The sequence below is a fragment of the Edaphobacillus lindanitolerans genome, from assembly GCF_900156305.1.
Lineage (GTDB): Bacteria > Bacillota > Bacilli > Bacillales_A > Planococcaceae > Bhargavaea > Bhargavaea lindanitolerans.
Map to the genome: position 1 here is coordinate 69658 of NZ_FTPL01000001.1, position 17297 is coordinate 86954.

Sequence of the window (17297 nt, forward strand, 5' to 3'; positions counted from 1 at the left end):
GTCTCTGTATGATAAGAAAGACGGGTTGCAAATGAAGAATGATGACCTCTTCATCATGAAAAGCACACTCTGCGTTATGAATGATTCCCTGTAAGGTAAGCAGGGCGTCCAATGGGAAAACATCGGGCCGGCGGTTTTCAGACCAAGAAAAGGCAAGGCTGCGCCCCGAATTACGGGTGCAGCCTCGCCTTTTTCATTTATCCATCGTTCTTTCAGCGTCCGCGCCGGTATTGGTTCAGAGGACGGTCGCTTCGGGCTCGCTCCGGAGGATTGAGGTGATCCGGTTCCATTCGCCGATTAGGGCCACGGTCGGCCGGTGGGTCTCGGCTTCTTCGGCATCCACCCAGACATAGCTGAGGATGATGACGACATCTCCCGGCTGAACAAGCCGGGCAGCCGCTCCGTTCACGCAGATGACCCCGCTTCCGCGTTTGCCTTCGATGATATAGGTCTCGAATCGGGCGCCGTTGTTGTTGTTGACGATGGACTTTTTCGTTTGCCTGCATGCCGACTGCGTCGAGCAAATCGCCGTCGATCGTGATGCTGCCGACATAGTTGAGGTCGGCCTGTGTAACGGTGGCGCGGTGCAGCTTGCTGTTCATCATCACTTTGTACATGGTGCCGTCTCCTTCACCGGAAGGAGGACGTTGTCGATCAGGCGGACGCTTCCGAACCCGACGGCGGCGGCCAGGATGATTTCCTTCGTATCCGCGTCAGCCGGCTTGAGCGAAGGGTATTCGAGCAGTTCCGCATACTCCAGTTCCGCACCCGGGATTTTCTGGAGCAGACGACGCACTGCAGCGAGAGTCTCTCCGGCATTTCCGGTTTCAAGGAATATCTGCTCTCCGCATTCAAGCGCACGGCGGATTGCCGGTGCCTCGTTTCGCTGCGCATCCGACAATCGGACGTTCCGTGAGCTTTTGGCCAGTCCGTCTTCTTCCCGGACGATCGGCACGCGCCGGATTTCCACCGGGAAATTGAAGTCTCGGACGAATGTCTCGATGATGGCAAGCTGCTGTGCATCTTTTTCACCGAAATAGGCCCGGTCGGGTGACGTGATGTTGAAGAGCTTGCAGATCACTTTGAGCACCCCGTCAAAATGCCCCGGGCGGCTGCTCCCGCAAAGGACATCGGCCTGCGGTCCGGGAAGGATCCGGATGCCGCCGTCCTGCGGATACATATCCCCGGCAGTCGGATGGAACAGATAGTCCACCCCCGCTTCTTCTGCAAGCGCGCAGTCGCGCTCCAGATCCCGCGGATACGTCTCAAAGTCTTCGCCGGGACCGAACTGGGCGGGGTTGACGAAAATGCTCATGATGACCATGTCACTTTCTTTGCGTGCGGCACCGGCAAGGGCCAGGTGGCCTTCGTGAAGGTAGCCCATCGTCGGCACGAGTCCGATCGACTTGCCTTCCCGTCGCAGCTGCCGGGCGATCTGCATCATTTCTTCAACCGTTTCAATACGTTTCAACCTTGTCACCCCCGTACAGTTTTCCGACTTCCTCTTCTTTCATCGTGAACCGGTGTTCCTCCGCCGGGAACGAGCCGTCGCGTACGGCCGCTGCGAAGCCCGAAATCCCGCGCAGCGCCTCAGCCCCCGAATCGGCAAACCGCCGCACGAACTTCGGCACGCGGTGGGAGCCGTAGCCGGCGAGGTCATGGAAGACGAGCACCTGTCCGTCCGTCCCGGCGCCCGCCCCGATGCCGATGACCGGAATCGAGGCGGCCGCGGCCACGCGCTGGGCCAGCTGGTACGGCACGCACTCGACCACGAGCATGCAGGCACCGGCCGCCTCGACTTCCTTCGCCTCCTCCAGCAGCCGGTTGGCGGCTTCGGCGTCTTTCCCCTGAACCTTGTAGCCGCCGAGCACGCCGGCGGACTGGGGCAGAAGACCGAGATGGGCGACGACCGGCATCCCGGCCGACACGAGCGTCCGGATCGAATCCGATACGGGGCCGGCCCCTTCGAGCTTCAGCGCATCCGCACCGGTTTCGCGGAAAATGCGTGCCCCGGTCTCGAGGGTCCGGTCCATGCTGCCGTGATACGTCGCAAACGGCAAGTCAACCGCGATGAATGTGTTCTTGGCCCCGCGGCGGACTGCCTTGCCGTGATGGATCATGTCTTCCGCCGTAACCGGGACGGTCGAATCATAGCCGAGCACGACCATGCCGAGCGAATCCCCGACGAGGATCACGTCCACGCCCCCCTCCTCGGCCATCGCCGCCGTCGGAAAGTCATACGCAGTCATCATGACAATCTTGTCTCCGGCCGCTTTCATCTTCTGGAAATCGCCTGTTGATTTCAACTTTTCTTCTCCTTCCGGGGAGAAAACCAAAAGCCCTTCCGCCAAAAAAATGGCAGAAGGGCTGTATCATTCATTCCGGTCTTCTCCGTCCCTGTCGGTTTCTGGATCAAGGCGGATCAGTCATTTCATCAAATCCCGGTGATCAGCTGTTTATCAGGTGCAGTTCAGTTACGATACCGCCCTTCTCCGCTTTCAATATAGCAGAGAAGGGACGGCAGACGCAATGCTTAATCCTGGAGCTCGATATCCGCGGAATAAATGCCGCGGACCGTCCCGTCATCAAGCCTGAGTTCCAATACCCCGTCATCCGTGATGCCGACGGCCGTCCCGGTCAGCGTTTCGCGCATGGTGACCGCCTTCACGCGCCGCCCGATCGTCACGGCGTCCTCTTCCCACATCCGTTTGATCGGCGGGAACCCTTCCTTCAGATAGAGCCGGGAGTATTCGCCGAGGCGGCGCAGAACCTCAGCCGCCAGACGGGCCCGGTCGATCTTCTGTCCGGCCTCGTGCCCCACGGATGTGGCGATGGACCGGAGCTCTTCCGGAAAGTCTTCCGGCTGCTGGTTCACATTGATGCCGACTCCGATGATGATCGCCTGGACACGGTCGGGATCGGCCTGCAGTTCCGTCAGGATGCCCGTCACCTTCCGCCCGTTGATGAGCAGATCGTTCGGCCATTTGATCCGGGCATCGGTTCCCGAGACTTCACGTATCGCCCGGCACACCGAGACGGCCGCGATGAGCGTGAACTGGGGCGCCTTGTGGGGAGGAATGTCGGGTTTCAGGATCACGCTCATCCAGATGCCCTTGCCGGCAGTCGACATCCAGGGTCGGGCCAGCCGGCCTTTCCCTGACGTCTGTTCCTCCGCAACGATCACGGTTCCGTCGGCGGCGCCTTCCTGGGCTTCCCGGTGGGCGATCGGCATTGTGGAGTCCACGGTCTCGAAATGGAGGATCCGGGTGACGAAGCCGTCCCCGGCCAGGTGTTTCTTCAGAAGTCCCGGCGACAGGACGTCCGGAACGCCCTCCAGCACATATCCCTTTTTCCGCACTGGTCGGATCATGTAGCCTTCTTCCTCCAGCTCCTTGATCCATTTCCAGATTGCCGTCCGCGAAACGCCGGCTTCCTCGGCAAGGACCTGTCCGGACAGCGGCTCTCCGCCTGCCTTGAGCAGACGGGCAAGCAGGCTTTCTTTATCTTTGACTGTTGAATCCATCTAAGAACCATCCTTTGATGTCGTCACGGTTGTTCACGATGAGTCCCGTGACGACGGCTTCCTCTATTTTGCCGAGCCAGTCCCTAACCCACGGACCGCCCGTTTGGCCCGCCCAGGCAATCAGTTCATTGCCCGTGACGGCCAGCTCTTTCATCGATCCGATCGGGAGCCGGGCTTTTTGCCGGTCGATCTCATCCGGCTCCGCCGGAGGTGCCTGTCCGGACAGCGCGGCCAGCCTCCACCCTGCTTTCAGAGCTTCAGCCGGCAGCCTGTAGATGTCCATCGGATGGAAGGGGCGGCTGCTCCTGATTTCCCAGGCCGCCCGGATATCGCGTATGGACCGCTTCTCCGCATTGGACAACTTGTAAGGATTCTCCGCCGGACCACCGGCCAGTTCCGTCAGCAGTGCCCAGCCTTCCACAGGCCGCGCCGGCTTGCCGAAGCGGTCCCAGACAGGAAGATCCGCATCCGCCCGTGCCGGATCCATGAGCGGCAGGTGGGCCGCAAGCCCGGTCTCGATGAGCAGATGCATCGCCAGTCCGGCTCGTCCGCTTTTCCACACTTTGTCCAGCTCCATCTTGATCCGCTCCACGGAAACGGCACGGATATTCCCCGCCTGGCGGATGATGGCGTCAAAAGTGCCCGATTCGATCCTGAATCCCGTTTTCGCCGCAAAACGGACCGCGCGGATCATCCGCAGTGCATCTTCCCCGAACCGTTCGTCCGGGTCGCCGACCGCCCGGATGATGCCTTCCCGGATGTCTTCACGCCCGCCGAACGGATCATACAGCGAGCCGTCATCCCGGAGGGCGACCGCATTCATCGTGAAATCGCGGCGTCTCAGGTCTTCCCTGAGCGACTTGACGTATTCCACGCTGTCCGGACGGCGGTGATCCGAGTAGGTCCCTTCCGTCCTGAATGTCGTCACTTCAACAGGCGCGAGCGGATGGATCACGAGCACCGTGCCGTGGGCAATCCCCACGTCTGCCGTCTTCGGGAACACGGCCTTCACCTGCTCCGGGAGTGCGGAAGTGGCGATATCGACGTCATCTGCCTCAAGGCCCATGATCCGGTCACGCACCGCACCGCCGACGATGACCGCTTCGTAGCCCGCTTCATGGAGAGAGCGCACGGTGCCAAGAGCAGCCGCCCATATGTTCTCCGTCAAAACACAGGCTCTCCGATCGCTTCGTAATAAAGTTCTTCATATTGCCGGACGATCTCCTCCGCGCTGAACCGCTCCTGGACACTTCGGATGGCATCCTCCGAGAAACGGGAAGCCAGGTCCGGGTCTCCGAGGATGCGCAGCGCCGCTTCCGCGAAGCCATCGACATCGCCTAGCGGTCGGATGAATCCGTTCTCCCCGTCGGTGATGACTTCGGGGATGCCTCCGATGTCCGACCCGACACAGGGAACGCCGCACGCCATCGCCTCGATCAGGACGAGCCCGAACGCTTCCTTCTCGGACAGCAGCATGTTCAGGTCGCTGATCGAGAACAGATCCGGCAGGTCATCGCGCTTTCCGAGAAACAGCACTTCCGTCCCGACCCCGAGCTCGGTCGCAAGCGCATGCATGTCCGACATTTCGGGACCTTCCCCGACGAGCAGCAGCTTCGACGGGATTTCTTCGTTGATTTTTTTGAAACTGCGGATGATGTCGTCGATTCGCTTGACCTTCCGGAAATTCGAGACGTGGATCACCACCTTGTCCCCTTCGGGAATGCCGAGCGCCTCTTTCATATGGGATGAATCCACGGGACGGTACTGCCGGCTGTCGATGAAGTTATAGACCGTCCGGATTTCCTTGGACGGCTTGATCAGCTCATACGTGTCCTGCTTGAGCGAATCCGAAACGGCTGTGGTCAGGTCGGATTTATTGATCCCGTATTTCACCGTTCCGCGGAGTGTCGGATCATGGCCGAGCACCGTCACGTCGGTTCCGTGCAGGGTCGTCACGACCGCGATGTCGGAATCCGCCATATCCTTTGCAAGTGCGGCACACACGGCGTGCGGGACGGCATAGTGGGCATGCAGGATGTCGAGCCCTTCGTCCACGATCACTTCCGAAATCTTGTTTGCGAGCGCAATGTCATACGGTGTGAACTTGAAAACTGCATAATGGCCGACTTCCACCTCATGGACGGTGATGTTCGGCTGATCCATGTAAAGCCGGAAAGGCCGGCCGGAAGTGATGAAATGGACTTCATGCCCGCGTTCGGCAAGCAGGATCCCGAGCTCGGTCGCAACGACGCCCGAACCGCCCAGGGATGGATAGCAGGTGATTCCGATCTTCAGCTTTTTCACCGGCCGTCCCCCCCTCCGGGTTTATTGCCGAGGCGCCAGTCGAGATGGTTTTCCGACAAGCCACGGAGCAGCACTTCTGCCGTTCCCATGTTGGTTGCAAGGGGGACCTTATATACATCAGACAGGCGAAGTAGCGCCGACACATCCGGCTCGTGCGGCTGGGCGGTAAGCGGATCCCGGAAGAAGATGATCAGGTCAAGCAGATTTTGTGCCACCATCGCGCCGATCTGCTGATCGCCGCCGAGCGGGCCGGACTGGAACCGGTGGACGTCCAGGCCAGTCGCTTCGGACACGCGCTTGCCGGTCGTGCCGGTCGCGTACAGCGAATGTTCTTTGAAGATGGGCTGGTAGGCGATCACGAATTCGATGAGATCGTCTTTCTTTTGGTCGTGCGCAATCAATGCAATATTCATGGGGGGTCCCTCCCTTTCAGCCGGTTATCCGGTCGGTTTTCTGTCATTTATCTCTTTTCATTCATTCCCCTGCATGTGCCGGCGTTTACATGCCGGCTTCAGCCGCCGCAAGTCAAATGGGCTGCTGCCCGTCATCGATGATCTTGTCGAGCCCGTATATGAGTCCGTTGCGCTTCATGACTTCCCGGACGGACAGCTTGATGCCACTCATATAAGACTGCCGGCTGAATGAATCGTGGCGGAGCGTGAGCAGCTGCCCTTCCCCGCCGAACAGCACTTCCTGGTGGGAGAGAAGACCGGGCAGCCGGACACTGTGGATCGGAATGCCGGCGGTGCTTTTCCCGCCGGACGGGCCCTTGCTGTCCGCCATCATGCGGGCCGTCAGCTCGGCCGTTCCGGAAGGGGCGTCTTTTTTCCCGTCGTGATGCAGTTCGATGATCTCCGATGCCGGCATGAATCTTGAGGCAATTGCGGAGAATTTCATCATGAGTGCCGCGCCGACCGAGAAGTTCGGCGCGATGATGCAGCCGATGCCGCTTTCCCGGCAGAGTCCTTCCAGATGGCTGATCTCTTCCGGAGTCAGCCCGCTCGTCCCGATGACCGGACGGATGCCTTCCTTGATGGCCGATTGTGCATGCCGGTACACCGATTCATGGGTCGTCAGTTCGACCAGCACATCCGGCTTTGACTCGATCGCCAACGTTTCCATGTCCGTATAGATCGGAACGGCCCCTGCAATCGTCGATGCCTGTTCGGCCATCTTCCGGTCCAGCACACCGACCAGCAACATGTCACGCTGTGTTACAAGAGTCTCCACTGCCATCGCGCCCATCCTTCCGCGCGGACCTGCCACCGCCACTCGGATCATCTTTATTCCTCCCCGATTTTAGTCCACCTGTCCCGGTCCCGTGTATTGAACTTCTCCATCACGGTCTGAAGGGCCCGGTCCATGTCGATGCCTTCCGCATTCGCAAAGCAGATCAGAACAAAAAACAGGTCGCCCAGTTCTTCTTCAAGCGACTTCTCCGACTCTGTCGACTTCTTCTTTTTCATACCATGGACGTGTTGCACTTCCCTCGCCAGTTCACCCAGTTCTTCTGATAGCCGGGCGAGGAGTTCCATCGGCGGAAAATACCCCTCTTTGAACTGGGATATGTAACGATCCACTTCTTGTTGCATGTCCTTCATCGTTCTGGCAGTTTCCATCTACTTTTCATCTCCTCTCCTCATCGTATATAAACCGCCGTCCTATTGTCAAAACTAATCGGATAAAGGATACTAGGAAAGGTGCAGGGCGGCGGCACAAGACGGCAACCATCGCCCTTCGCTTCTGCCGGACCGCTGATGACCATATTCAATCCACCGGCTGTACAAGCAATGGCCGGATCAATTATTTCGAACCGGAAGGATGATGGGAATGTTCCAGGGGATTAAGGTGAAAAATATAATCATGATCCTGATCGGTGCGGCGATTTTCAGTTTCGGGCTCGTTCACTTCAACATCCAGAATGAGCTGGCCGAAGGCGGATTCACGGGTCTCACCCTGATCCTGCTGTTCGTGTTTAATCTGGACCCCGCCATCATGAACTTGGTGCTGAACATTCCGATGTTCTTCATCGGCTGGAAACTGTTAGGGCGCAAGCCGTTCATCTATACGGTCATCGGCACGGTGGCCGTTTCGGTGTTCCTGAAAGTGTTCACGATCTATCAGTTCGAAGTCGGACTCAAAAATGACATGTTCCTCGTCGCACTGTTCGCCGGGGTGTTCATCGGCATCGGGCTCGGAATCATTTTCCGGTACGGCGGTACGACAGGCGGCGTCGACATCATCGCCCGGCTCGCCAACAAGTATGCCGGATGGAGCATGGGCCGGACGATGTTCATGTTCGATGCATGCGTCATTCTCCTTTCATGGGCGACCTACCTGACGACGCCCCGGATGATGTACACGCTCGTCGCCGTCTTCATCGGTGCAAGGGTCATCGATTTCGTCCAGGAAGGTGCGTATTCTGGACGGGGCGCATGGATCATCTCCGAATGGCAGGATGAAATTGCGGACAAGATCACCGAGGAGATGGAACGGGGCGTCACCATCCTCAAAGGCCAGGGCCACTTCACGAAAACTTCCCGGGAAGTGATTTACTGCGTCGTCGGCAGGAATGAAATCGTCCGGCTGAAGAATATCATCAATTCGATTGACCCGCATGCATTTGTTTCAGTCACCGATGTGAAGGATGTCATGGGCGAAGGGTTCACGCTGGACGAGGAAAAACGCCCGCTTGAATGAACGCATGGAAAAACCCCCGCAGAAAGATGCGGGGGTTTTTGTCTTGCCTTATTCGTCCCTGCCGGTGAAGATGAGCAGAAGCCGTGCAAGCTCCAGGACGGCGACCGCTGCGGCTGCGACATAGGTGAGTGCCGCTGCGTTCAGTACTTTCCGGGCAGCGGGCTCTTCCTCGTTCCGGATGATGCCGAGTTCGACAATCTGGTTCATCGCCCGGTTGGATGCATTGAACTCCACCGGCAGCGTGACGACCTGGAACAGGACGCCGACTGCCATGAGGGCGATGCCGATGCCGAGCAGCGAGTTCATGCTCGAGAAAAACAGGCCCATCATGATGAAGATCCATGATGCATTGGACGTAATGTTGGCAACCGGTGCCAGGCGGTGACGAAAACGCAGGAATGCATAATCGTGGGCATCCTGGATGGCGTGGCCGACTTCGTGTGCAGCAACGGCCGTACCGGCAACCGAAGGGTTCCGGTAGTTGTCCGTGGACAGGGCGACGGTCTTCGTGATCGGGTTGTAGTGATCGGAGAGCGTTCCCGGCGTCTCGACGACTTTAACATTGTGAAGACCGTTTTTGTCGAGGATGAGCCGTGCGACTTCCGCACCCGACATCCCGGACGTCGAACGCACACGGGAGTATTTCCGATAGGCATTTTTCACTTTGGATTGTGCATAGATCGGCAATGCGATAATGATCAGCAGGTAGATCAGGAACATTCTATATCCTCCCTTTTTCTATCTACGTCTATTTTACCGGCTTGCCGTCTCTTCCGCCAATAAAATGGACCGGCGGCGCCAAGACCAGACGGCGATCCCGATGCAGGCGACAGACAGCCAGAAGGTGAAATATCCGATCCCATTCATATGGTCCATAAGATCTCCATAGACCGGCATTTGTCCGAACACGTAGTCAATGACCACATCGTGCATCGTCCAGACTGCGGCAATGGCGATGGAGATGAGGCCGAACCGGTACTTGTCCATGTAAAGGACAGCCTCCAGCGCCATGGCAAAATGCGAGATGACGAGCATCCAGCCGAGGGGACCGATCGGTCCGCTCTCCATTTCGGTCCAGATGTTCATGACGACCGCCCAAAGCCCATATTTGACGAGCGTAATGAGGGCGAGCGCCTCAATCAGCTTCCAGTGGCGGCCGAAAATCCAGCCGAGTACGGCAAGCGTGAAGAACAGGCTCGCCGTCGGGCTGTCCGGCACAAACGGAAGGAAGACCGGTTCCGTGTTCTGCAGCTGGCCTTTATACCAGATGTACCCGTACACCGTTCCCGCAAGGTTGACCAGAAACAGAACGATGAGGAATCTCCGGTCATTCAGGATGGCTCGGATCAGACTGATGGTTGATTGCATGGGAACCTCCGGGTATGAAAAAAGAGCCAGTCACCTGGCTCTTTTCCATTATTTCTGGTTCGTGATGCCCGAGATGAACTCGGCCAGTTTGTCGAGGTCTTCGTCAGATCCCTGGAAAGCGTCAGCCGGCATGAGCTGCTGGCCGTCTTCCGCGATTCCGTTCACTGCGATGTCCTTGACTTCTTCAGCCGTGTGGCCTGTTCCGACGAGCGGAGCTCCGGCAGGCGTGCCTTCGAAGTTCTCGCCGTGACAAGTCACACAGGACTGGTTCATATACACTTCATATCCCGGATCGGATGTGTCCACGTCTGCTTCTTCGACGATTTCACCCTGGGCCTTTGCCGCATCCCAGTCATGGTTTACGACGGATTCCCAAGTGAGGTAGATCATTGAGCAAAGTGCGAGTAGCATGAATGCCGTCGGAAGCGGACGCTTGAGCGGGCGGCGTTCTTTTGTCGTGTCCATGAACGGCACGAGCATGAGTGCACCGATTGCAAGACCCGGCATGACGATGGCACCGACCACGTTGAACGGTCCGGATGCAAATTCATATTTCAGAAGCTGATACATAAACAGGAAGTACCAGTCAGGCAGCGGAATATATCCTGTGTCGGTCGGGTCGGCCTGGCGCTCCAGTGGAGATGGATGGGCGACCGTAAGGATCAGGTATCCGACGAGGAAGATTGCACCGATCATCCATTCCTTCAGCAGGAAGTTCGGCCAGAACGCTTCTGTCTTGCCTGGGTACTCTGAATAGTCTTTCGGGATCCGGTTCTTCTCGTATGAACGTATACGGGAGTCACCGACGAATTTCATCCCTTTTCCGCGATGCATAGTGTCCCCTCCTCTTTTTGGACGTTAGTGTCCGTCAATCTTACAACGGACCGGAAATACCTTGTCTCCGGATCATGATGAAGTGAGCCGCAAGAAGTGCAAGCAGTGCAGCCGGCAGGAAGAACACATGAATCGCGAAGAAACGTGTAAGCGTCTGAGCTCCGAGGATCACGGAGTCCCCGGCAAGGAGGACTTTGATCCACTCCCCGATAAACGGAACGGATGCTGCGATTTCAATACCGACCTTCGTTGCAAAGAGGGCTTTCATGTCCCAAGGGAGAAGGTAGCCCGTGAACCCGAGACCGAGCATGACGACGAAGATGAGAACTCCGACGATCCAGTTCAGTTCACGCGGCTTCTTGTAAGAACCTGTGAAGAATACCCGCAGAGTATGTAGGAACATCATGACGATGACGAGAGATGCCCCCCAGTGGTGCATACCGCGCACGATCTCACCGAATGCAACTTCGTTTTGAAGATAGTAAACGGATTTCCAAGCATTTTCGATGTCCGGAGTGTAGTACATCGTGAGGAACATCCCGGACAGGATCTGGATGACGGTGACGAAGAACGTCAGGCCGCCGAAGCAGTAGATGAATGCGGAAAAATGATGCGCAGGGTTTACGTGCTCAGGTACTTCATGGTCGGCGATGTCCCGCCAGATTGGCGTGATGTCGAGCCGCTCGTCCACCCAATCGTAGATTCTGTTCAGCACGGTTTTCTGACCCCCTAACTAATTAGACTAGTGTGTTCGGTTTGGCGGCGCCGAGATAAAGCAGGCCGTCTTGTTCTTTTACGTCGAACTCGTCGAGCGGGCCTGTCGGAGGCGTTCCCGGCACGTTTTTCCCGTTCTTTTCATAGCGCCCGCCGTGGCAAGGGCAATAGAACTGGTGCGGGTGCTCCTTGTCGGAGGCCCAGTTCACTGTACAGCCAAGGTGTTTGCACACCGGAGAAAGTGCAACGATCTGGTTGCCTTCCTTGTAAACCCAAGCGGTACCCGTCACTTCGGACTCGTACCAGCCGTCCACTTGGTCGTACGTGAAATCCACGCGGACCGGCTCTTCTGTCAGCTCGCTCACCTTTTGGCTGGTCGGGATGTAATCCCCAGCTGCTCCGGCTTCGAGGACAGGGTCCACTGCAAAGCGGATCATCGGCATGAGCATGCCGGAAGCCATGAATCCGCCGACGCCCATCAACGTATAGTTAAGGAATTGACGTCGTGAAACTCGTGATTTGCTCATCATGTTCCCCCCTCTTACTAAAAGGTCAGTCCAACGGACAAACTTTTACTACTGAATAGCATAGCTAGGACATATCTATGATAGCTCAATCAAAAACGAAATTCAACAAAGCATTTAATGCGTGGAACAGTTTGTGAACTTTTTATGACTCGCCTTTCTGCTTGCATGCCGGCCGGCTGTCCGATCGGTGCTTTGTCCCTTAATTGCCCGTCCATCTGGCGGTCAGGACCGGAATGATCTGGCGGACCTGGTCCTCCAGGACCGATTGCTTGAGCTTCTTGTCCATATGCTCCAGCGGGATCGAAGGGATCCAGATGGCGTCCCCGATAATGCCTTCCGCTGACCATGTTTGATCCGTGGTCAGATAAAACACGTGCTTGAACGGCATGTCCGCAATCGAGGCCTCCCACTCCGAGGCCAGGCGGGCCTTGTCGCTCTTGTCCAGATAAGTGAACGGCGGCAGGAGCATCAGCCTGCCCTTGAACTGATGCTCGAGAAAGGCGGTCAGATTCATCAGGAATTCGGTTTCGGATGCACTCTGTTTCATCCCCGGCCCCTCGCTCCCGAGGCCGACGAGCGGAACGACCGCCGTGTCGATGTACTCGCTCTGCTGTAGGTAAAGATCCATGTCTCTTGCTGTCCAGTTCATCCTAAGCCCCTCCTGCAGGGGGGACATCCCCCGGCGTGCACGCCGGACTCATCCGGGCGCACAGCCATGGTCCAGTGTCCCCAGCTGTGATTTGAGATATAAGTCCGTGTGCAATTTTTATGCACCATCCATTTTACTTTGGCATTGCACGGTTCCAATTGCAAATCTGAACGGCTGTTTACGGGGGGAAACATGGAATGCCTGCAGTGTCCCCTCCCGCGTATCCGGAACGGCGTCCCCCATTTTCTCCATAAGAAAAGACCTCATCTCCGGGATGAAGTCACGGTTTCCCCACTTCTTTAATCGTTTGGAGTGTCTTGGACAGGGAGAAGAACCTCTCTTTGTCGTTGCAGTCGAGCGCTTCGTCGATTTCCCTGAGCAATTGTTCTTCACGGAAAGCGAGTACACTGTCTTCAAGAAGTTGTTCGGCTTCTTTCCTGTCTTTCTCGCTGATTCTGATGTATTCCGGCACATACGGGTTGTCTTCAAGCACAGCAGCGTATTCGGGGCAGGAATGCCTGCCGGGGAAGTTGAGCTGCAGGAACATATTCTCCTCGGGATGCAGCCGCAGGTCGTGGAATGATTTTTCCGCGTCGGCGGTCATCAGGTTCCCTTTGTAGAATCGGAAGGGAATCCCGTCCGAATCGGTCGTGGACATGACCATTGCCCTCGGACAGTAGTGTGCCTCGTCCACAAAGCGCACATTTTGCAACAGCTGGTCGTGGCTGAGGAGATAGTTCAGGATCCAGACACATTCCCGCCTCTTCAGCTGGTGGGTTTTCAGGAACCACCGGACAAACTCCTTCTTTTCGGCGACCGGGACTGACGCTTCCACAAAACCCCCTCCTTTCACAGATCGTTCTCGAGGAATGATGACCATTTCGGATCATCAGGAACGAGAGTGGCGAGTCTTTGTATCACTTCGATGGCTTCCTCCCGATTTCCTTCATCCAGCAGGAAAAGGGCGAACTTTTCCAGGAACTGTGCGTCTTCCTTAAACTCATGATATGCGAGCCGGTAAAATTCATATGCGTCCGGATAATTTTCTTCCCGTTCATACGCGTAGGCGGCGAACGGATACAGGCCGGACCAGTCGATTCCTTCCCTGCGCAATTCCGAGAACATGTCGATGATCTCTTCGTTCCGCTCCCCATGGTCATACAGCGACATGAGCGCATGGATGGCTTCCATGTACTCGGGATCGAGCGCGATCGCTTCCTTGAGGTGCTCTTCCGCTTCGTCGGGCCGTCCCGTCTTGAGGGCGAGCTTGCCCGCCGAAAGGAACAGCTCCTTATCGAACTTGTCCCGCATCAGCCCTTCTTCGAGTGTCCGGTAGGCAGCCTCGTCCTCTCCGTCCATCATGAGCGCCTGTGCGAGCAGCGCGTAGGCGGAGAAGTAGTCCGGGTCGATGTCCTTCAGTTCGGCAAGCGCCCGGATTGACTCTTTATATAGGCCGCTCTGATAGGAAGCATACGCGTAGCCGAACAAGACATCCGGCGTCCTGGCCTGCTCCAGGGATTCCTTGTAGTACGGCAGGGCTTCTTCGTATGCGGCGCCGGCTGCATACGCCTCGGCGACCCGGTCCGACAGCCGGACGCCTGCGATTTCCGATGCGGATTTGCGGATTTCTGAATACAGCCTCGCCGCCTCGGCATATCTGCCGGAGTCGAGGAGAAGTTCGGCTTTGGCAAACTGGACCGCGGGTTCATGCGGGAGGAGGCCCGCCGCTTCTTCGACTTTCTGAAGCGCGGTTTCCGCCATCCCCGCCATCTGATAGTAGTCGGCCAGAACGAGGAGCGACTGTGCGTATTCTTCTTCGTCCGGCCGGATTGATGTAAGGAGGAGGAGCGCTTCGTCCTCTTCCCCGAGTTCCATGAGTACGCCGGCCCGGTCGATCTTCAGCTGGGCCTCGTCGGGCATGAGCTTCAGCAGCCCGTCATAAAGCAGGTCCGCTTCCTGGAGGAAGCCGTATTCACCGAGCAGCTCCGCTGCCATGTAGCGGGTTTCCGCATCGGGGGATGCCTGGATGTCCAAGATGAGGGATTCCATCTTGGACAGTTCGCCGTCCAGAATATATTGCTGTAAAAGTTCGATTGTCTCCATCAGTATTCACCCGTCCTGTCATTTTTCATACTTCATGCTACAAGATGAACCGTCCCTTCACAAGAAAAAAAGCCTCCTGCAAAAAGAGGCTTGGGTCCGTCCGCCGACAGCAGGAAAAAACAGTCGTAACTGTGCGGAATTTATTTCTGCAGTGAATCGAGGTGTTCGAAAAATGCCGGATAGGAAACCGCGATGCAGTCCGGATCTTCCAGCTCGACCGGTCCGTCGGCGATCAGCGATGCGATGGCGGCCATCATGCCGATCCGGTGGTCTCCGCGTGAATCGAGCGTTCCGCCGCCTAGCCGGACCGGACCGCGGATGATCATGCCGTCCGCCGTCGGTTCGATATCCGCTCCGAGCTTACCGAGTTCTTCGGCGACTGCCGCAATCCGGTCCGTTTCCTTCACCCGCAGTTCTTCGGCGTCCTTGATGACCGTCGTTCCCTCGGCCTGCGTCGCCAGGAGTGCGATGACCGGTATCTCGTCGATGAGCCGCGGGATGAGCGGACCGGAGATCTCCGTCCCGCGCAGGGAGGAATGCCGGACCGTCAGTGTTCCTCGCGGCTCGGAATCCGAAGAGCCGCTTTCCGTGACCCGGATTTCGGCGCCCATCGCTTCCAGAACGTCCAGCATCCCGGACCGGGTCGGGTTTAGCCCGACATTTTCAAGCGATACTTCGCTGTCCGGCACGAGTGCGCCGGCAGCAAGGAAGAACGCTGCGGACGAAATGTCACCCGGCACATCGACATGGACCGCAACGGGTTTCTGGCCGCCCTGCAGCCGGATCGTCCCTTCTTCGCTGCTGACCTGGATGCCAAAGTTGTGCATCATGCGCTCGGTGTGGTCACGTGATACTTCTTTCTCCCGGATGACGGATTCGCCGTCCGCCCGGAGCGCCGCAAACAAGATGGCCGATTTCACCTGTGCGCTCGCGACGGGCATGTCGTAGTCAATCGCCCGGAGCTGTCCGCCCTGGACGGACAGCGGCGTGTACTGTGCCCCTTCGCGGCCGCGGATGTCTGCCCCCATCCGGTCGAGCGGATCGGTGACCCGCTTCATCGGCCGCTTGGCGATCGAGCTGTCGCCGGTGACGACCGAGTGCACCCGGGATCCCGCGAGTACGCCGAGGATGAGCCGGGTCGTTGTGCCGGAGTTTCCGGTATATAAAATGTCGGACGGCTCTTTCCAGCCGTCGATGCCCGGACTGTCGATGACGAGATCGGTGCCTTCGCGTTCGATGCTCACGCCGAGCGACCGGAAACAGTCGATTGTCCGCAGACAGTCTTCCCCTGAAAGGAATCCGGAGACGGTCGTGCGCCCCTCCGCGATGCTGCCGAACATGACGGCGCGGTGCGAGACCGATTTGTCCCCGGGCACGGTAAGGCTGCCTCGCAGCGGGGCACCGCCGTATTCAAGTTTAATCCGTTCCATAAGCCCGCTCCTCCTGTCCGATTAACTGATGTAGATTTCGTAACTTGTGTTTTCCGCCAGGCAAACCCGGCCCAACTCCCGGTCATCCGCAGTCTGGAATGAGACGACGAGAATGCCGAACACGTCGGCACGGGATTCGACGATCCGGACATTCGTGATCGAAATTCCGGCCTTTGCTAGAATACCGGTGATCTCCGAAATGGCCCCCGGGTTGTCCGGGATGTCGACATTCAGGTCGAACGAAGAGAAGAGCGCCCCCTGGGATTTCAGCGGCAGCGCGTCCCGGTAGGCCCTCGCCCCGTCATAGAACCGGCGGATCTCATCCGGGTCCCCCGCCTCGACAATCGCCCTCACCGCTTCCATCTCCTGCTGCCAAAGGTCCAGCTGGTCGAGGAGCTCGTCGCGGTTCTGAAGGGTGATGTCACGCCACATGTCCGGATTTGACGATGCGATCCGGGTCAGGTCCCTGAATCCCCCTGCCGCGAGCTCCCTCGCGAACGGATGCTCGACCGACTCATCTTCCAGGCGCCGGACGAGTGATGCGGCGACGAGGTGGGGGAAGTGGCTGACGACAGCGGTCATCGCGTCATGCTCCGCGGCGGTGACGACAGCGAGCTTCGCCTTCGTCACTTTGAGGAAATTCTCCAGGCGACGGGCATGCGCCTCATCTTTCCCCGAGGCGGGCGTGAGGAGGTAGTATGCATTTTCGAACAGGTGCTCTTTGGCCGCCCTCACGCCGCTCTTGTGCGAGCCGGCCATCGGGTGGCCGCCGACGAAAACGGCGTCCTTCTCCCGGAACAGGCCTGCATGCTCCATGATCGATGTTTTTGTGCTGCCTGTGTCGGTGAGGATGACGCCCGGTTTCAGGCTCCACTCGGCTGATGCCTGCTTCATCAGCCTGATCGTTTCATTCACCGGCGTGGCGAAGAAAATATAGTCGGCGGGCTCTGCCGCCTGGCGGGCTGTTTCCGCCGTACTATGGATGATGCCGAGATGGAGGGCTTCGCGCAGTGTTCGCTCGTCCGAATCATAACCGGCAACCTCTACACCTTCATGCCGCTGCAGGGCGAGCGCCATCGATCCGCCGATGAGCCCGAGTCCGATGACCGCCAATTTCGTTTCCATGTATTCCACACTCCCAATCG

19 protein-coding genes and 1 pseudogene are annotated in these 17297 nt (G+C 57.8%); 1 reads left to right on the forward strand and 19 read right to left on the reverse strand.

Annotated features, from left to right (window positions below; translation table 11 throughout):
* Window positions 1-235: 235 nt before the first annotated feature.
* From panD to B0B07_RS00325, 9 genes and pseudogenes are all read right to left on the reverse strand, one after another.
* Window positions 236-617, reverse strand: a pseudogene (gene panD / locus B0B07_RS00285) (aspartate 1-decarboxylase).
* Window positions 605-1471 (reverse strand): pantoate--beta-alanine ligase, encoded by an 867-nt coding sequence (gene panC, locus B0B07_RS00290; protein ID WP_076756385.1) that lies wholly within the window; start codon window positions 1469-1471, stop codon window positions 605-607. The pseudogene panD and the gene panC overlap by 13 nt, the downstream one beginning before the upstream one ends.
* Complete coding sequence (gene panB / locus B0B07_RS00295) at window positions 1458-2306, reverse strand: 3-methyl-2-oxobutanoate hydroxymethyltransferase (RefSeq protein ID WP_076757436.1); 849 nt, start codon at window positions 2304-2306, stop codon at window positions 1458-1460. The genes panC and panB overlap by 14 nt, the downstream gene beginning before the upstream one ends.
* A 227-nt stretch (window positions 2307-2533) precedes the next feature.
* The gene (locus tag B0B07_RS00300; RefSeq protein WP_076756386.1) at window positions 2534-3523 is read right to left on the reverse strand and encodes a biotin--[acetyl-CoA-carboxylase] ligase; all 990 of its coding nucleotides are present in this window, start codon (window positions 3521-3523) and stop codon (window positions 2534-2536) included.
* On the reverse strand, window positions 3501-4691 hold the full coding sequence (locus B0B07_RS00305; RefSeq protein WP_076756387.1) for a CCA tRNA nucleotidyltransferase: 1191 nt from the start codon (window positions 4689-4691) through the stop codon (window positions 3501-3503). The genes B0B07_RS00300 and B0B07_RS00305 overlap by 23 nt, the downstream gene beginning before the upstream one ends.
* Entirely contained in the window at window positions 4688-5827 is a 1140-nt protein-coding gene (gene bshA, locus B0B07_RS00310; protein WP_076756388.1) for an N-acetyl-alpha-D-glucosaminyl L-malate synthase BshA, read from the reverse strand. The genes B0B07_RS00305 and bshA overlap by 4 nt, the downstream gene beginning before the upstream one ends.
* Window positions 5824-6240: a methylglyoxal synthase gene (gene mgsA, locus B0B07_RS00315; protein ID WP_076756389.1), complete on the reverse strand. Its 417-nt coding sequence runs from the start codon at window positions 6238-6240 to the stop codon at window positions 5824-5826. The genes bshA and mgsA overlap by 4 nt, the downstream gene beginning before the upstream one ends.
* A gap of 112 nt (window positions 6241-6352) precedes the next feature.
* The gene (dapB, locus tag B0B07_RS00320) at window positions 6353-7108 is read right to left on the reverse strand and encodes a 4-hydroxy-tetrahydrodipicolinate reductase (protein ID WP_076756390.1); all 756 of its coding nucleotides are present in this window, start codon (window positions 7106-7108) and stop codon (window positions 6353-6355) included.
* Window positions 7109-7110: 2 nt separating this feature from the next.
* Window positions 7111-7446, reverse strand: coding sequence for a nucleotide pyrophosphohydrolase (locus B0B07_RS00325; protein ID WP_076756391.1), 336 nt, complete (start codon window positions 7444-7446; stop codon window positions 7111-7113).
* Window positions 7447-7657: 211 nt separating this feature from the next.
* Between B0B07_RS00325 and B0B07_RS00330 the strand changes: the two genes are divergently transcribed.
* Entirely contained in the window at window positions 7658-8527 is an 870-nt protein-coding gene (locus B0B07_RS00330; RefSeq protein WP_076756392.1) for a YitT family protein, read from the forward strand.
* 48 nt (window positions 8528-8575) lie between these two features.
* Here the strand turns inward: B0B07_RS00330 and B0B07_RS00335 are convergent, their stop codons facing one another.
* From B0B07_RS00335 to B0B07_RS00380, 10 genes are all read right to left on the reverse strand, one after another.
* The gene (locus tag B0B07_RS00335; RefSeq protein ID WP_076756393.1) at window positions 8576-9247 is read right to left on the reverse strand and encodes a zinc metallopeptidase; all 672 of its coding nucleotides are present in this window, start codon (window positions 9245-9247) and stop codon (window positions 8576-8578) included.
* A 33-nt stretch (window positions 9248-9280) separates the two neighbouring features.
* Window positions 9281-9895 carry a lipoprotein heptaprenylglyceryl N-acetyltransferase LhaT gene (lhaT, locus tag B0B07_RS00340; RefSeq protein WP_076756394.1) on the reverse strand — a complete coding sequence of 205 codons (615 nt, stop codon included), beginning with the start codon at window positions 9893-9895 and terminating at the stop codon, window positions 9281-9283.
* 48 nt (window positions 9896-9943) lie between these two features.
* A complete protein-coding gene (locus tag B0B07_RS00345; protein ID WP_076756395.1) occupies window positions 9944-10729 on the reverse strand; it encodes a menaquinol-cytochrome c reductase cytochrome b/c subunit in 786 nt (261 codons plus the stop codon).
* 40 nt (window positions 10730-10769) lie between these two features.
* Window positions 10770-11444, reverse strand: coding sequence for a menaquinol-cytochrome c reductase cytochrome b subunit (gene qcrB / locus B0B07_RS00350; RefSeq protein ID WP_076756396.1), 675 nt, complete (start codon window positions 11442-11444; stop codon window positions 10770-10772).
* Window positions 11445-11466: 22 nt separating this feature from the next.
* The gene (locus tag B0B07_RS00355) at window positions 11467-11970 is read right to left on the reverse strand and encodes a QcrA and Rieske domain-containing protein (protein WP_076757437.1); all 504 of its coding nucleotides are present in this window, start codon (window positions 11968-11970) and stop codon (window positions 11467-11469) included.
* A 199-nt stretch (window positions 11971-12169) separates the two neighbouring features.
* Entirely contained in the window at window positions 12170-12619 is a 450-nt protein-coding gene (locus tag B0B07_RS00360) for a YpiF family protein (RefSeq protein WP_076756397.1), read from the reverse strand.
* Between the two features lie 280 nt (window positions 12620-12899).
* Window positions 12900-13454: a ReoY family proteolytic degradation factor gene (locus B0B07_RS00365; RefSeq protein WP_076756398.1), complete on the reverse strand. Its 555-nt coding sequence runs from the start codon at window positions 13452-13454 to the stop codon at window positions 12900-12902.
* A gap of 14 nt (window positions 13455-13468) precedes the next feature.
* Window positions 13469-14722 carry a tetratricopeptide repeat protein gene (locus B0B07_RS00370; RefSeq protein WP_076756399.1) on the reverse strand — a complete coding sequence of 418 codons (1254 nt, stop codon included), beginning with the start codon at window positions 14720-14722 and terminating at the stop codon, window positions 13469-13471.
* A 140-nt stretch (window positions 14723-14862) separates the two neighbouring features.
* Window positions 14863-16152 carry a 3-phosphoshikimate 1-carboxyvinyltransferase gene (gene aroA, locus B0B07_RS00375; protein ID WP_076756400.1) on the reverse strand — a complete coding sequence of 430 codons (1290 nt, stop codon included), beginning with the start codon at window positions 16150-16152 and terminating at the stop codon, window positions 14863-14865.
* A 21-nt stretch (window positions 16153-16173) separates the two neighbouring features.
* Entirely contained in the window at window positions 16174-17295 is a 1122-nt protein-coding gene (locus B0B07_RS00380) for a prephenate dehydrogenase (protein ID WP_327078170.1), read from the reverse strand.
* Window positions 17296-17297: the final 2 nt, after the last annotated feature.

What these genes read in the sequence shown, in the direction of transcription:
- B0B07_RS00300 (WP_076756386.1), bottom strand. Translation starts at nt 3,523, where the DNA reads ATGGATTCAACAGTCAAAGATAAAGAAAGCCTGCTTGCCCGTCTGCTC.
- mgsA (WP_076756389.1), bottom strand. Translation starts at nt 6,240, where the DNA reads ATGAATATTGCATTGATTGCGCACGACCAAAAGAAAGACGATCTCATC.
- dapB (WP_076756390.1), bottom strand. Translation starts at nt 7,108, where the DNA reads ATGATCCGAGTGGCGGTGGCAGGTCCGCGCGGAAGGATGGGCGCGATG.
- B0B07_RS00325 (WP_076756391.1), bottom strand. Translation starts at nt 7,446, where the DNA reads ATGGAAACTGCCAGAACGATGAAGGACATGCAACAAGAAGTGGATCGT.
- B0B07_RS00330 (WP_076756392.1), top strand. Translation starts at nt 7,658, where the DNA reads ATGTTCCAGGGGATTAAGGTGAAAAATATAATCATGATCCTGATCGGT.
- B0B07_RS00335 (WP_076756393.1), bottom strand. Translation starts at nt 9,247, where the DNA reads ATGTTCCTGATCTACCTGCTGATCATTATCGCATTGCCGATCTATGCA.
- lhaT (WP_076756394.1), bottom strand. Translation starts at nt 9,895, where the DNA reads ATGCAATCAACCATCAGTCTGATCCGAGCCATCCTGAATGACCGGAGA.
- B0B07_RS00345 (WP_076756395.1), bottom strand. Translation starts at nt 10,729, where the DNA reads ATGCATCGCGGAAAAGGGATGAAATTCGTCGGTGACTCCCGTATACGT.
- B0B07_RS00355 (WP_076757437.1), bottom strand. Translation starts at nt 11,970, where the DNA reads ATGAGCAAATCACGAGTTTCACGACGTCAATTCCTTAACTATACGTTG.
- B0B07_RS00360 (WP_076756397.1), bottom strand. Translation starts at nt 12,619, where the DNA reads ATGAACTGGACAGCAAGAGACATGGATCTTTACCTACAGCAGAGCGAG.
- B0B07_RS00370 (WP_076756399.1), bottom strand. Translation starts at nt 14,722, where the DNA reads ATGGAGACAATCGAACTTTTACAGCAATATATTCTGGACGGCGAACTG.
- aroA (WP_076756400.1), bottom strand. Translation starts at nt 16,152, where the DNA reads ATGGAACGGATTAAACTTGAATACGGCGGTGCCCCGCTGCGAGGCAGC.